Here is a 14,647-nt window from a genome sequence, read left to right as displayed (position 1 = left end):
GGGGTAGGCCCCCTTGGGGTTGAAAAAAATCAAACTGGGGACCCGGCAACTCACATGCCCATGAATCCCTTTCCGTAGCATCGGATGCGCCACAGCCAGCCAATCAAGCCGTTGGTGTCAGCCGCGTAGTGCGCGCTGGCCTGCTCATCACAAGCGAGTGCGTGCAAACCCATTTCATGCCGATTTCGCAGCACGTTCACTCCTTTCATTCGGCGCTTTCGCTGCCGCGATAGGCCAGCACGAGATCGCGCGGATCAGCTTCGTCAAAGAAGTAGATCCCCCCGTCGCAGATGACACTGTTCGGCAGCGCAAGCGTGGGCTCCCCGTTGGCCTGATCAAGCAACTGGTTGATGGCTTCAACTGGCAGGGACAGGCTCTCTACGTACAGAGCCCCTCCGTCCACGACAGCGCAAACCGCGAAGCCATTGGCGTCGATGCGTACCGCTTCGTACACAACGTCCGACCACCCATCTGGCCAGGTGCTTTGAATCCCAAGGCCCAGCTCCACAGCATTCAGGTTCGTTTCCCGCACGTGGTTCTGTTCCGCGATGATTCGGTTCAGTATCAGGTCATTGAGCTCGTACTTCACCCATTCGGGTGATTCGCCGCTCATATAAGGCACAAACGTCTTGGTGACGATGGTGACGGTTCTTTGCATGTTTCTCTCCAAAGGAATTGCAGAGGAACATGCCCACGAGGGCCAATTCCCCCGCGGGTTGAATAATGAAATGGAAAAGTGAGTTGAAGCGCCCGTTCTCGATGAATGGTGGCCAACTCGGGGGGGGCATGGGCGTTCTGCTTGGTGGAAGTGCGTGCCCATAGGGGTTGAGCTGCGGTGACTCTCTTAGCCGAGCAACTTCCGCAGCCGCTGCATGACGATCCGCCACGTGGACGAGCCAAGCACAGCGACAGGGGGCCGTCGAGAGAGCTGGACATAGTTCAGCCCATCGCCCTTGTTGATCATGATCTGTAGGGGTTGCATGGCAATTCCTTAGCGCACGACCTCGAAGGCCCCTTCTTGGCGGTCTTCCGTTGGGGGAAGTTCCATACCGAGAATGCCTTCGATGGGTGGTTCATTGTGGGCCTGCTCGGGGCTCGTTACTTGCTTTCGATTGACTCGTTTCACTGCAGCTTCAGCTTCCAATGAGGCAGTACGCTCGGCCGGCTTCGCTGGCTTGCGACTGGCTCTTTTCACCACAACCGCAGCCTCCAGCGAGGCTACGCGCTCAGCCAACTTCTCGTTGGCCAGCGTCATCGATTCCAGCAAGGAGACCATGCGCGCTATCGCGGTTGGGTCCGATGACTGAGGGGTTTGCCCTGTAGTGGGCTTGAAGATGGTTTTCACGACACTTACCACCACATCGAGCGCCGCCTTGGCGGAGCCAAAGAGCGCAAGGATCAAAACGATTTGTTCAGGGGTCATGAGGTACTCCAAAAAAACCGAAGCACCAACCCCTGTTGGGGATGATGCCCCAGAGGGTTGAAATGGCACATCTGAGACGTGCCGGTTTTGATGCTGTTTCACTCGAAAGAGTGCGGCCAAGCTACCGCTTCAGGTCTGGTGCATTACGCACACAGGCAGAAGTCTTTGGGGGTTTCGTGCAGCACGCGCTTTTGCACGTGCTGTAGGAAACCCTCTGCGCCAAAGGCGCAGAAGGTTCGTTTGAATCAGGATTCGTCGTCATCCTGCTTTTCGCGTAGAGCAGCGCTTGCCGCTATGAGCTTTCGGAGAACGGCCCTGGCAAATGCTTGGGCCTCATTCGCGTACTGACCATGGAACGCCGGTGGCGTTTGTTCTCTGCGGAACTTCAGTGCCACGATTGCAATGTGCTGACGCACTCCGGGGTCGGCTTTGACCCGCTGGTTTATGAATTGCCTGTAGTTCCCGTTGAACCCCGCAGGGGGGGAAAACGCGTTGCCAGCGCCAGGCTGCGTATCGATCGTATTCAGGTTGATTCGCCCGTACATGATCCGCCTCCTCACGCTGCCTTGCGCAACTCATAACCCACCATAGCGCGACGCACCGCCTCATAGCTGGGGAAACCCTTTACGCCATCCCGGTTGAGGATGTCGAGCCAGTCCAGCGATTTGGCGCCTTCAGGGATCTCTCCCTTCGGTGTGATCGCCATCGCCTTCTTCCCTTGTGCCCACACTCGCTCGACCAGTCGCATTGCTGCTTCCTGGCCATGCCCACGTGGGTGGTTTTTTGAAGGTCGATCCTTGTCGCAGAAGACCAAGACCAACTCTGTGTTATCGGGAGGGGTGAATTGCTGCAACATCGTGGCGTTGACCGTTGCCCAGACGGGAATACCCATCCCTTGCATTGCTGCCAGGGCGGTCTCGATGCCTTCGGCGACACCGAGAACACGCCCTGCCGGAGCAAGACGGATGGCTCCTCCAGAGAGCCTGAGCCCTTCTGGATATGCCATCAGTTTTTTCGCTTCATCGACGCTGGCCTTGTTGCCGTCTTCGTCCAGGTAGGTCCTGTGAATCGTTACTGGCGAGCCGTCCGGTGCCTGCACAACAGCCACCATTGCCGGATGAAAACCAGTCACCTTCTCCCCGTCGCTGTAGGCTAGGGAAGGGTGCAGTTTCAGTGCCGTGGTTCTGGGTTTAGCCAGACCACGCCGCGCCAGGTACATGCGAAGAGGCTCGGCCTGTTTCGCGTTTGCGGGTAGAGCTCTCTGCCAGGTCTTGTTCAGTGATGCCCGAACCGCCGTGTTGTCCTTTTCAGGCTTCGGGGCGATCTTGGGAATCTCTCGCCTGATAGGTGTCGTGCTCCCTCCGTGTCGCTTGCCGGTCAAGTGCTCGACGACCTCTTCAACGGCTTCTCTGGCGGTCCAACCGTTGACCCACTGCAGGATAGCGAAGCCATCTGAAAACGTGCCACAGGTGTTGCAGACCCCTGCGCCCGTGGTTTCGAAGTCCTTGAAAAACCTGAATCCATCTGTGCCGCCATGCACCGGACAGGCGCAATGGCGTTTGCCTTTGGATTCGACTGCCGACTGCAAGGGTTTTGCCAGGGTCATGAAGACCGAGCCCCAGCGCCCATCGGCCATGGTGCGAGCGTTCTTCCAATACTCTTTCCAGTATTGCTCGCGCTCCTCCTTCGTCCTTTGCTGCATTGCTGCCTCCTTTGGTTACGCCCGACGCGGGGCACACCAAAACGCCCGTGAGGCACTTTGGAGTGCCCCGAGAAGGGCGATGAGAGAACTGCAAAGGACCACCCCGCTGGGGTGGCCCCAGCAGGGTTTGATTGATGGCTTCAGATCACCATTGGAAATTGTCTGCGCCTTCGAACGAGCCATGGCTGCCCTCAGGGGCCTCACTCCCGCCTTGGATTTCCGGGGTAGAGGCATCCTTGGCCTTGGCCTTGGCGTGCGTCTTGACCTCGTTGGCGTGAATCTCGGTGGACGATTTATCGTTACCGCCTTGATCCTGCCATTTCCGCGTGCGAATGACGCCCTCGATGTACACGGAGTCCCCCTTTCGGAGGTTGCGCTCGGCGTAATCTGCAGACGGCCCGCGCACAACGACGCGGTGCCATTCGGTGAGCTCTTTCCACTCGCCCGATTGCTTGTCTTTCCAGCGCTCCGAGGTGGCTACCGAGAAGGTAGCGACACGATCCCCCGAAGGGAACACGCGCACCTCCGGGTCGCGCCCCATACGGCCGATCAAAATGGTTTTGGAAACTGAAAACATGATTTACTCCTGATTGAAATCGATGCCTACTGGCATCGGGGTTTGCGAACGGACTTCACATGCGCGTGATTGCCAGTTGGGCAGCGCGCCACGATCGGGCCTGGTGTGCCTCCAGCGAGGGAGACTGCTAAGAAATGCGCCCATCCATGTGGTGGTGGATGAAGCAGCCCTTGTAGGAAGCGGCGCAGCCGCAGCACACAAGTTTCATGACAGCCCGCGTTAGAGAACTGGTTCAAGGTGTCGAACCTTGGTTGGCACCATGATGGTTTTTTCGACGACCATGTAGTTGTCGAGTAGGCAAAGAAACCTCTCACGAACAGAGTCGCATACTTCGTCGAACCGGAGCACGAGATCCACCTTGAGCTTCAAGTCCTCCATGGATAGGTCCATGAAGTCCTCGGCCGCCATTGCGTGATCGATGCTCGACCCGGTGGTACGGATCCAGCGCAGCGGTTTTTTGAGGTTCACGCGAGGGCTATGGCAGACCCCGCATTTGGCCTCTGGCCCCGCTTCCTGGAAGTTGAGCTTTCCGCACTTCGAACAGGTGCTCTTGTAGCCGGGGTACTCGTATTGAGCCCTGGCAAGCACCAGATAACCCCCACTGCGACCCATGCGGGCCACTGAGTAGGCGGCATCGGTTTCATGTTCGAAGGCTCGGATCGGGCCCGAGATTTGGGGCCAGAAATCGTCATCCGCCGCGTAAATGTCAAAGGCCTTTTCAAGCTGAGAGCCTCGCAGACCGAGGTTGTGCAGCTTGATTTTGTTGGCATACGAGGTGCCAGAACCAATCGCCCGGTTGTCCACCTGGTAGCGGTTGTGGGTGAGCAAAAACGTGGTCATTGCCTCTTTAGAGCGGCAATCGACCTTTTTTCTGAAAAACATTGTGACCTCTCGAAATGAGAGGGCGTCATCCCGCGAGGGATGGGCCCCCGTGGGTTGGACAAGTGAATTGCTGATTCGCTCTGAAGAGACGGGCCAGACTACCCTTTCAAGTCCTGGTGCATTACGCACTGGAGAGAAAACCTGTTTTTCGGCAGACACTGCATGCAATGCCTGCTGAAAAACACCCCCAGGCTTGCGCCGGGGGATGTTTCATGGAAAGGACATGTCAGAGCAAGGAGCCCACTTGTCCATCGCCTTTACGAATTTCTTCGAGGCGCTTTTCATATTCCTTGTCGAGGATCTCGCGGTCCACCCCGGAGACCTGGGTTTCTGCGCGGATATAGGCCTCGTTGAGGTCATCTTCGGTGCAAGCCGCCGTCATCGAACCGATGACTTTGGTCAGCACGTCTTCACGGGGTTTGGGCGCATTTTTTTGCGCTTGCACCGGAGGTTGCGGTTCTTTGGGCGGCTGCGCTTGCTGGGGTTGTGCGTACGCACCGGGAGCCGACTGTTCGGCCTCATTGCCGATGATTTCCCCGGTCTCCTCGTCCACCACAGTGGGCGCCTCGTAGCTCCCATCTGCAGCCTCTTTGAGGCTGATGTTCTGGGATTGGCCGCGATCGGCCACATCGTTGAGCGCCATGGCAGCGCTCAGCTCGGCGGACTTGGGCATCATCTTGCAAAGCGCTCGGATCACGGTCTTCTTGCCCATGGGGATGAAGTCGGTGTCCCACGTCGAAGCCTTGCCATACCGTTTGGCGGCTTGGTAGCCCTTGCTGTTGTCGCGGATTTGATAAACGTCTTCGACTGACATTGCGACGAAGGTCGGCGTTCCGTCCTTCAGAACACCCACGGCGTAGAAGCCCACGACTTCGCCCCGCATCGCTTCCGATGCAGGAAAGCCGCCGCGCCCAGGCATGGGGTGGTGGTCCAGGTGGCGTTCCAGGCCCAACCGCATCACGAAGTGGTCGTTTTCGCGGACCTCGTGTGCATAGATGTCCTTGACGAACCCGCTGTTGCGAGCGAGTTTCATCAGGCCTTGATAGCCAGGGATCATCTGGCATTCTTCTTTGAACGGGACCAGGTGGGCCTCGCCGTTCTGGCCTACTTCCAGGCCCAACTGGGACGCCTGGATGATCGACGCCAGAACCGAAACGGGCTTGCACTTGGCCAGTGCTGGCGTGGTACGAAACGCCGTCAAGGCGATGCGCAACATGCGATCCGGGTCAATGTGCTTGGGGAGCGCCCGAGCAATTTCCGCTTTGCTGCGTTCCAGCATTGCTGGGAAGTTGAGCTCCTGCGGATCGCGCCGCGCAGGTGCTGCGGTACGGATGGTTTTGAGAACTTGATTCATGGTGATCTCCTTTTGAACTAACAAAAAAAGGGAACACCACCCCTAGCGGGATAGCGTTCCCGCTTGGGCACCCAAAAATGGGCGGATTACTTACTCATCTTCAAACTCAGCCGCGGCGCGTCTGAGACTCCAGTCTGAAATCTCGATCTCTTCAGCTTCGCCGAACGGCTGGTAGCTGGGCCAGGAATTGTGTTCCCGGCACCACTGAAGCAACTGCAGTGCGGCGCGGTATTTCGCGCGCCCCACCTCAATGCTCTTCGGGCCAACGCGGTACAGCGCAACACCATGCGGTGCGTTGCTCTCCGCAGGCATCAGGTAGAACGGAACCTCGCGCCCCGTGAGGTGCTTGATCCCATCGACGTAGAACGCCGCCTGAAGGTCGTAGCCAAATTTGTCTATCGCGCGTACGAACCCGTCGCGCGACGCATCAAGCGTCGTCTTCAGGTCCCCGATCGCTTCAATGCAGCCATCGGCAGCGAGCTTCAACAAGTCGGCTCGGATCCGGCATTGAATGCCCGTTTCATGATCCGTCCAGAAATAGCTTTGCTCGGTGATGCTCGATTGCAGCAATGCCGACGCATCCACGTGCCGATTGATCGACTCACGAATGCGGGTGATCCTGTTCAGATCGTCTTGCTCGATGGGCAGAACGCCTCGGTTGGCTTCTTCCCAAGCAAGGGCAAGTGCCTTGCCATCCTTGGTGCGACGGTCGAACTTGGGCTGCACCGCGTACAACGTGTGGAACCGCGAGGGCTCCAGGATGGCGGTGTGGACGGCTGTGCCAAATTGCATGGCCGGGGTGGGTTCGTAAGGCGTGTTCAGCCGGTGCATGAAGTGCGCCGGTGAGCGCAGCATTTCGACAAGCGCTGAATGCCCCACGATGTCCTTGTCCGAGTGATATTCCGAGGCCGGAATATCGACTAGACCTGTTTTCATCAGCATGGTCTCTCCTTTGAAAAGCGAGATGCCATACCCCTACGGGATAGTCATCCCGTGTGGGTGGATGCTCTTTCGAGCCTTGTTGCCGGTTGTTTTGACTCCCCGTGCCAGGAGTAATTGAGTGGCAGGATTACCCTACACACAGCAAATAGGTTTGATGAAGGGCCCAGAAGGCGCTTGAGCAAACCTTCTGCGGGAGCAAAAGGTTACTGGCTTTTAGCCTTTGATGTTAAGGATTCGGGCGGCGTGCAGCACGTCCCCCTTTTTGATGTGAAGACTAAAGAATTTCTCGATACCCTTCTCGAAATACTCACGATCCTCTCTTGGCGAACTGGAATTGAACCAGGTAAATTGTCCTATTACAGTGCTCGACGCGGCGTTGACGCCGTACTCATTGGCGATCGCCTTGAGTTCGTCTTCATCGACTTCTTGTCCTTCGATCTCGTACCCGCGTTCATACGGTTCACCAGATTCGAGGCTTGTTTCATCCTGATGTTCGTACGTAACGCTGATGATGAATTTGCTCATGTTCATTTGCTCTGTGGAAATGGACACGGCCACCCCAAACGGGTGGACATGCCCGTTGGGGTTGATGAGATGCTGAGTCGCCTTAATTAGGCGCGGCCAAGCTACCGCTTCAGGTCTGGTGCATTACGCACACAGGTTAGAAAGGCTTTCCGAAACATAACGGTCGCTATGTTTTGGAAAACCCATCCCCTTTGCAGGGGATAGGCTTTACCGTTCACGAATGGTCACCACGTTCGTACGGCGCAGGGCCAAGCGCAACTTCTCGCGCAACTCAATGCTTAGTGGCTCAGGGTTGCGTAATCCGTTGTGCAAAAGCACAGCGTCGCGGAGTGGCAGCGACGTGAACATCGATTTGAGATGGTCGGAGGCCATTGTGGTCTTGGTGTTCATATCAGCGCGACTTTCAACGCATGAAGCGCACGATGGGCCGACTGATAAGGAGACCGGCGAAAACACAAAGGCTGAGAATAACCAATTCCATGATGAGCTCCTGCGAAGTTGCGAAACCTGCAGGGCGCACATGACATTTACTGTCCGTGGCACCCTGCAGACCTAAAACATCTTTCCGAACGTTTTAGGTCTGCAGGGTGTAAGTCCACTTCCAGAAAAGAAAGAACATCCCCGAAAGGATGTTCTTTCAATTTATCAGTACCAGCCGAGCTTGCGGAACAAGCCGTACGACAGGGCACTGCCGGTAATAACGCATGCCAAGAGAACGAGGGTCATGATTTACTCCAAGGAAGGCCTCGGGAAACACCACGCCCTCGGGCATGTGCTATCCCGAGGATTTAGAAGCTCAGTCTTTCGACTGAGTGCTCCATTACTTGCAAAAGCAAGCAATGTTTATTGCACACGTGCGCAAGCCAAACACCACAAAGGTGTCGGGTCTGTCAGGTGTGCTTTGACCGGCCGTGCATCACGCACAGGCGGGAAGAGAGTCCTACAAGGAAGTCTCTTCGTTCTTGATGCCATTGAAGGCAGAGTTGAAAGCGAATGCCCATCTTCATCCCAACGGGAAGAAGTCCAGGTCTTATTTGTGCTCACAACCCAACTGCATTTACCCGCAGTGAAGGGGTTGGGAGCTTCGCTCCTGTGATGCAAGCCTGAGGCTTGAATCTGTGCATGCATCTGGTGCACGCTGAGACATACGGAATGAACATCGTACGTCTGGCATCCATTACGGAGGCTCTCTGAATCGCTGTTTTACCCCGAAAGGTACGGCCATGCTACCGCTCGAATGAGAGGGCGTTACGCACACTGCTCAATAGATAAGCGCGATCCTAGCAGCACTCTCGATGTTGTCAACGACAAATTTTTGTTGATCTGGAGATGCGCCAGTTTGCGGCGCTTTTCCGGTCCGCATCTGCTCGCGGGGTACCTAGCATCTGTTCTGACCGTTGTCCACCCGGCTGCACTGCGCGCGTTTTGCAGCGAAGGTGTTTTCATTCACTTCATGAGGTATCCACTATGGCCGATGAATCCACCCAAGTTGCAAAGCCGCCGAAGGCGCCGAAAGCGACTTCAAAAGCCCTGAAATCCGACGCTCCGACCACGACGCAGCCCGCTGCCGTCGCGTCCTCGAACGAGGCTTCTGCGGCACCGGCCAACGGGGCAAACGGCCCGCGGCCTGCGCGCAAGGGGCGTCAAGGCGGCCCAAGGTCTCAGGCCTTCTTGACCTACACCGCCACGCTCAATTCTTTCCACGCCCAGACCGTCTTTAGCCGCTCGTTCACCGTGGGCGACGAGGCCCTCTACACCCTGTCTGTCATCTTGCGCGTGCTCGCCCCCGAAAGCGAATGCACGAAGGTGGACGAGCTTGTAAACCAGCAGCTCAGCGCCACCCAAAAGGTGATTTCCGACGAAGCTGCACGCCTGGAAAAGCTCGCTGAATCCTTCGGGGTCTCCGGCACGGGGATGTCTTACTCGGCCCCCCTTTCCGTGTCCGCCAAGCTGACATCCCCACGGGCCGCGAGCTGGATCAATCTCATCCGCGACTATGACCAGCTCGTCGAAAAGTTCGACATCCTGTGGTTGTCGCATGTGATCAGCGACTCGGAGCACTCCAAAGGCATCTTCAACGTCAAGCGCGTTCTCATGCGCTGCGCCAATGATCTGCGTTCGCTGGCCATTCGTTCTATGGCCGCGGCTCAGCGCAATGGCGAACACAATGTGCCCGACCCCCGCGCAGGCACGGCCCTTTCGAAGGATGTCGCGCCTGTGGTCAATGGTGAGGTGCAGGAAGCAGCGCCCGAACCGACGCAGCCCGCTGCGCTTGACGCCGTGGAGGTGCCTGATACCGAAGCAGAGCCCGAGGAAGTTATCGCTTAAACCTCGCGCCCCCTTGTACCGCTAGACCCAGACACGGGATTCTGTGTCTGGGTTTTTTCTTGAGCGCTACGTTCATGCAGTTAAATCCCTTCCAAGAGCGCGCTGTGCGTTCGTCAGGCCACTGCACCATCTTGGCTTGCCCCGGTTCGGGCAAGACGCGGGTGCTGTCCGAGCGCGCGGCGCACCTGATCAAGAGCCACGAGCTCGGCAGGCTGTGCGCCGTTACCTTCACGCGAGATGCCGCAAACGAGTTGCGAACCCGAATACTGGAATCCTGCGGTCAAGAGCACATCCGGCGACTGGGCGCAGGCACCTTTCACTCCCTGGCACTTGAGCAGCTCAAACGAAGCTCCCGTGGCCGCCCTCCACGCCTGATGGGCGACGGAGAGCGGTGGGCTGTTTTGAGGCGGTGCTGGCAAGAAGAGGAGACGGATGTGCCCTTCGATGATGTGTGCAAACTCATCGACAAGGCGAAATCACAGCCTGGCCACATCGCATTTGCGGATGTATCGGTCCAACGCATTTACGAAAGGTATTCCGGCCTTCTTCATTCTGAACAGGTGATGGATTTTTCAGACATCCTGCTCAACGCCGTGCATGGCATGCAGGATGGGTCCGTGTCGCCTCTTCCGATTCGCTGGCTGCTTGTTGACGAGGCGCAGGACATGGACGCCGTACAACTTGAGTGGATACTGAACTATGGCCGCAAAGGGGTAGAGGTCACCCTGGTCGGCGATGATGACCAGAGCCTGTATTCGTTCCGGCACGCCTTGGGCTACGGAGGGCTGCAGGAGGCCTCTCTCGCGCTGAGCTCTCTCGAACTCACGCTGCCAGTGAACTACCGCTGCGCCCCCAACATTTTGGGCGCGGCGGCACGCTTGATCGTCAAGAACCCGCATCGCGCCCACAAAAACATCCAGGCCGCAAAATCGACCATGGGCGTGCTGGAGGTGCAGCGAACCCCCACGCGCGCCGATGAAGTCTCAATGATTGCGCACACTGTTGCTGCGCCTTCTGAGCAGCAGTGGGCCGTTCTCGGGCGAACCAACACGATCCTGGATACCGTTGAACTCGCCCTCACAAAATTGGCGGTGGGTTACACACGCGTCGGAGGCAAGAGCATCTGGGACCGCGCTGTGGGAAGTGTTTTTCTGGGGCTCCTACGCAGCCTGGCCGATGGCTCGTGGACAGGAGTGGCCAATGCCCTGGTGTTTTGTCGTGTCGATGCCACGTGGGTCAATGAACATTCGCGCACCAGCGAGGGCCATTACCTCGACCGATTGGACCAGGCGCTCGCTGCCCCACATGATGAGAGCCGCAGGAAGGTGCTCACAGCTCTGCGCGAAGGATTCATTTCCTGGGCAACGCAACTGTCCAAAGACCGCTTGCCTCTTGTGGCTGAAGCAATTGCAGATCTACTTTGTGGCTACGCCCCAACGGCCCAGGTCCCCGTGTTCAAAGCCTTGGCAGACAGCTTCGGTGGACTGAGGGGGTCTTTGCCGCAGCGCGTGGATTTCATCTCCCGTGGCGGTAGCTCGAAAAATGGGGCTGACCTCAGGGTGCAGTTGGTCACTCTGCATTCGTCCAAGGGTCTTGAATTCGATAACGTGTGGATCATGGGATGCGAGGAAGGAAACCTTCCGCACACGGATTCCACCGAGGAAGAAGAGCGCCGCTTGATGTACGTGGGAATGACCAGAGCCAAGCAGCGTCTAGTGATCAGCAGCGCACTCCAAGAGGGCGCGGAGTCGCGGTTTTTGGAGGAGGCCGGGATTTAACTAACTGGGCTTGAACAGCAGCTTGCCATTGCTCAGCTTGAGACGGTCCCTGTTTGCTGTGGCCAAGCTGTACAGCCCCGCACGCCCATAGGTTTTCCCGGTCTGCTCAAGGATGGCTGCCAATGCATCCTTCAGGGGCGCTGCGCTCCACCCGTCTTCCTGTGGCGGCGCCTGCAGTGAAGCAAGCGCCTTCATCACCAGGGTGAATTCCTGACGCGCCACCTCCTCAGGTGCGGGCAGAGACGGCTGCACGGGTGCAGTGCTGTTGGGCTCGGCCGTCTTAGGTACCAAGTTTTCTGGGCTGCTGTGCTTGGGGGCAATGTGGCCTGCAGCCGAGGCATCCTTCTTTCGCTTCTTTTTGGGTGGGCTGGAAGAGGCAGATGTAGGCGCAGGAGGCGTCTCAGTTGCGACGCTGGTTTTTGCGGTCGGGGCCACCTGCGTAGCCGGGAGTTCGGGCTTGGGCGGCGGCGCTGTCTTGTTCTTGGCCGCTTCGCCGGTAGTTCCACAAATTTGCAGCAGGGTCTGGCTCACGTCATGGTGCAGACGCATTGCACGGATCTGCGCCCCCTCGATCTCGACCTCGATCACTCTGCGCGTCGGAAAATTTGGATCGGCACTACACCAGTTGCGTTCTGTGAACTCCGCAATGATGGAGCTTGGCGACAATCCATAACCAGCAAACGCGGCAGGCCAGGCCAGCAGTAGGCGCCCATCGTCCCCGATGAATGCGTGCTCTCCCCACTGCTTATCACCCACATTCAAATCTTCGGCGAGAGCCTTCAACGCTTCGCCCAGCGCGCCGCTGAGCTGCACGACCTCAGAAGGCTGCTTGGACTCAGTTGGTTCTCGCGTAGCTGTAGCTGTAGCTGTAGCTGTAGCTGTAGCTGGCCCTGGCAATTCTCTTGCGGGCGGCGAAGATCGGTTGCCGTCCACCGACTCTTGCCCCGCTTGCGGAGCGCTGCGCGTGGACGGTTGGCTCTTTTGTTTAACCGCCCTCTCCCGCTTGGGCTGGGATGGCTGTTCTGATTCTTCTCGCGGGGCAGCTTGAGCAACTTGCTCAAGGGAGGTTGGGGTTGCCTTCTGTGCCTGAACAGGATTCGGCGCGGCCGAGGTTTGCCCTGGTTCGCTTGGCGCGCCCGAGACAGCGGCCTGCTGGTCATCAGGTGCCGGCACCGATGCCTTTTTGGCATTGAGCACAACGCCGTCAATGCTCGCCAGGGGCAACTTGGAGACGAGGGTGTCATCGCGCAGGCGAATGCAATTGAGCTTGATGTCCGGGATCTTTTTGGCGAGCACGGACGGGGCGATCTTGTAAAAGTCGTCCCCATTCATGAATGCCAACTGCCGCTCCAGCAGCATGTCCAAGATGGCGTCCGCGCTCCGAGGAACGCCGGGAATGTTGTCGCGGTGCACTTCGGTAGCTAGATCCTGTCCGGCAGTCGGCCAGACGGCAAATACGGTGCCATCGAGACACCAAATTTTCGCCCCTGGCTCATTGACCAGCCAAACACCCTGCCGCACCATGCTGTGCATCGTGTCGATGAGAACTCGCTCCACCGGCACGCCGAGGTCATAGCCTGCCATTGCAGCGCCGATGCTCTTGAGGTCCCTCTCCACGCTCTTTTGGTCTGCGCGGACCACAATGTCGTACAGGGGATTGGTGTTGCTCGGCGTTCCGTTGAGGGTCTCCATGAGCCACCCGAGAAGCTGTGGATCGCCCTCATCAATCCATTCCATCTCGCTGTCTGTAATGACGTGTTTGGCCATCGCTGCGGTGAGGGCCACATGGCGCCTCGCGCGGCTCTCCTGCCACTCCAGAAAGTAGGCATCAACCCTTTGCCTATCGGCCCAGGCCCAGAGAGTTTCCTTCACGGGCTTCCAATGCGATGTCGCCGTGTGGTTGCGGACCGAGACATCGGTCATCGGCTTGCCAACATCGTGGCAAAGCCCTGCCAGGAATGCCGTCAATTGCCAACGCGGGACGATGATTCCTTTTCTGCCTGGTGTCTTCGTGAGCCCGATGAGCGGCATCTTGTCAGCCTCTCGCAAGGCCCACAGCCCTACTTCCAGTGAGTGACGTAGCAGGCCGCCTGCCCCCCGATGATGGTGCGCTTGCGATGCGGGCAACAAATGGACGAAGGCAGCGAAGCGGACAATGGACGCGCGGTAGAACTTCTCGAATTCGCTTCGAGTTGCATCACAGCTCTGCTGGAGTGCCAAAAGCAAGTCGGCCTGTGTTTCAAGGAGCTCTTCTGGGGTATGGGTGGGCAACCCCTTCATAAAAGGCGGGTAGCGGGGGATGTCCTTGTGGGCCGCTTTGAGTTTTAGGTGCTCTGGCGTGGCGTTACCCGGCGCGGGCGAGGCCACCAAATTTCTAAGCCAGGAGAACATCAGCGTTTAAGAGGTGCGTGTGAGCAAAACGGGCATCGGTCCAAATGCCTACCGCCGCTGCTGTCATACAGATACCGTGCGCCGCACTGGCAGCATTTTGGAAACATGAGGAACCCGGCCTTCAGGTCGCGCAAGCAATAGAACGCCGTCGCTATGTTCACTTCGTTGCCAAATCTCGCGCTGAGGTCAACAGCCCCCATCAGGTGTTCGGCATTGATTGCCCCCTTCACTGGGCCGTACTGCTGCAGGTACACGCTGACAAAAGCTGCTGCCGATGCAGCTATTTGTCGGCTGGTGATGAGGGACTGAGCAAATTCCGGGAGCTTGCCGTTGGGCGCACCCTCGCCGTGAATCTCGCGCCAAATTCCACGCAATGTCCTCTGGGAAACACCGGTAAGCGACGTAACAAGCGACAGCCTTAGCTTGCGCCGCACCAGTGCTGTAGCGGTGTTGTACGCGTGCAGCTCGGCGACACTGATCATTGGGGGTCGCCGTGCGGGCACTCGATTCGGTGCGCTCTGCCAGCGCTGCAAGCACGTACTTCGAAGCTACCCCTTGTTCGGCGCCTGCCGCAACGTCCATCTGCTTAGGCGAAAGACGCACAGAAAATACGCTCACAGGCAGGTTCTTGGCCAGATCCTCCACTTGGCCGATCGACATTTCCTTGAGCTTTGCCAGGGTCTCTTTGGGGAGCCCAGTCGTCAGCGGTGCCGCCGGGTCGGACGCTTGCTGTCTGGCCAACATC

General features: G+C 57.9%; 15 protein-coding genes. 2 read left to right on the top strand and 13 right to left on the bottom strand.

What is annotated here, in order from left to right:
• Positions 1-205: 205 nt before the first annotated feature.
• From C6571_RS18790 to C6571_RS18745, 11 genes are all read right to left on the bottom strand, one after another.
• Positions 206-658, bottom strand: coding sequence for a hypothetical protein (locus C6571_RS18790; protein ID WP_106448421.1), 453 nt, complete (start codon positions 656-658; stop codon positions 206-208).
• A gap of 186 nt (positions 659-844) precedes the next feature.
• Positions 845-982, bottom strand: coding sequence for a hypothetical protein (locus C6571_RS19805; protein ID WP_170094859.1), 138 nt, complete (start codon positions 980-982; stop codon positions 845-847).
• Positions 983-991: 9 nt separating this feature from the next.
• On the bottom strand, positions 992-1,423 hold the full coding sequence (locus C6571_RS18785) for a hypothetical protein (protein WP_106448420.1): 432 nt from the start codon (positions 1,421-1,423) through the stop codon (positions 992-994).
• Between the two features lie 245 nt (positions 1,424-1,668).
• On the bottom strand, positions 1,669-1,968 hold the full coding sequence (locus C6571_RS18780) for a hypothetical protein (protein WP_106448419.1): 300 nt from the start codon (positions 1,966-1,968) through the stop codon (positions 1,669-1,671).
• An 11-nt stretch (positions 1,969-1,979) separates the two neighbouring features.
• On the bottom strand, positions 1,980-3,125 hold the full coding sequence (locus C6571_RS18775; RefSeq protein ID WP_106448418.1) for a DUF7146 domain-containing protein: 1,146 nt from the start codon (positions 3,123-3,125) through the stop codon (positions 1,980-1,982).
• A gap of 145 nt (positions 3,126-3,270) precedes the next feature.
• Positions 3,271-3,702 (bottom strand): single-stranded DNA-binding protein, encoded by a 432-nt coding sequence (locus C6571_RS18770; RefSeq protein ID WP_106448417.1) that lies wholly within the window; start codon positions 3,700-3,702, stop codon positions 3,271-3,273.
• A 219-nt stretch (positions 3,703-3,921) separates the two neighbouring features.
• Positions 3,922-4,584: a hypothetical protein gene (locus C6571_RS18765; RefSeq protein WP_106448416.1), complete on the bottom strand. Its 663-nt coding sequence runs from the start codon at positions 4,582-4,584 to the stop codon at positions 3,922-3,924.
• 226 nt (positions 4,585-4,810) lie between these two features.
• Positions 4,811-5,962, bottom strand: a complete 1,152-nt coding sequence (locus C6571_RS18760; protein WP_276329911.1) for a recombinase RecT — start codon at positions 5,960-5,962, stop codon at positions 4,811-4,813.
• A gap of 66 nt (positions 5,963-6,028) precedes the next feature.
• The gene (locus C6571_RS18755; protein ID WP_106448414.1) at positions 6,029-6,880 is read right to left on the bottom strand and encodes a PD-(D/E)XK nuclease-like domain-containing protein; all 852 of its coding nucleotides are present in this window, start codon (positions 6,878-6,880) and stop codon (positions 6,029-6,031) included.
• A 213-nt stretch (positions 6,881-7,093) separates the two neighbouring features.
• Positions 7,094-7,405 (bottom strand): hypothetical protein, encoded by a 312-nt coding sequence (locus tag C6571_RS18750; protein WP_146139387.1) that lies wholly within the window; start codon positions 7,403-7,405, stop codon positions 7,094-7,096.
• Between the two features lie 207 nt (positions 7,406-7,612).
• Positions 7,613-7,795 carry a hypothetical protein gene (locus tag C6571_RS18745; RefSeq protein ID WP_106448412.1) on the bottom strand — a complete coding sequence of 61 codons (183 nt, stop codon included), beginning with the start codon at positions 7,793-7,795 and terminating at the stop codon, positions 7,613-7,615.
• A 1,077-nt stretch (positions 7,796-8,872) separates the two neighbouring features.
• Between C6571_RS18745 and C6571_RS18740 the strand changes: the two genes are divergently transcribed.
• Together C6571_RS18740 and C6571_RS18735 are read left to right on the top strand one after the other, a co-directional pair.
• Positions 8,873-9,733 (top strand): AcaB family transcriptional regulator, encoded by an 861-nt coding sequence (locus C6571_RS18740; RefSeq protein ID WP_106448411.1) that lies wholly within the window; start codon positions 8,873-8,875, stop codon positions 9,731-9,733.
• 59 nt (positions 9,734-9,792) lie between these two features.
• Positions 9,793-11,511, top strand: a complete 1,719-nt coding sequence (locus tag C6571_RS18735) for an ATP-dependent helicase (RefSeq protein WP_146139385.1) — start codon at positions 9,793-9,795, stop codon at positions 11,509-11,511.
• On the opposite strand, the gene mobH is transcribed toward C6571_RS18735, so the two are convergent.
• Together mobH and C6571_RS18725 are read right to left on the bottom strand one after the other, a co-directional pair.
• On the bottom strand, positions 11,512-13,902 hold the full coding sequence (mobH, locus tag C6571_RS18730) for a MobH family relaxase (protein WP_106448409.1): 2,391 nt from the start codon (positions 13,900-13,902) through the stop codon (positions 11,512-11,514).
• Complete coding sequence (locus C6571_RS18725) at positions 13,902-14,384, bottom strand: FlhC family transcriptional regulator (RefSeq protein WP_106448408.1); 483 nt, start codon at positions 14,382-14,384, stop codon at positions 13,902-13,904. The genes mobH and C6571_RS18725 overlap by 1 nt, the downstream gene beginning before the upstream one ends.
• Positions 14,385-14,647: the final 263 nt, after the last annotated feature.

Origin of the sequence: Simplicispira suum (genome assembly GCF_003008595.1) — a bacterium.
GTDB classification, from domain to species: Bacteria; Pseudomonadota; Gammaproteobacteria; order Burkholderiales; family Burkholderiaceae_C; genus Simplicispira; species Simplicispira suum.
This window is presented reverse-complemented; position numbering and strand designations above follow the sequence as displayed.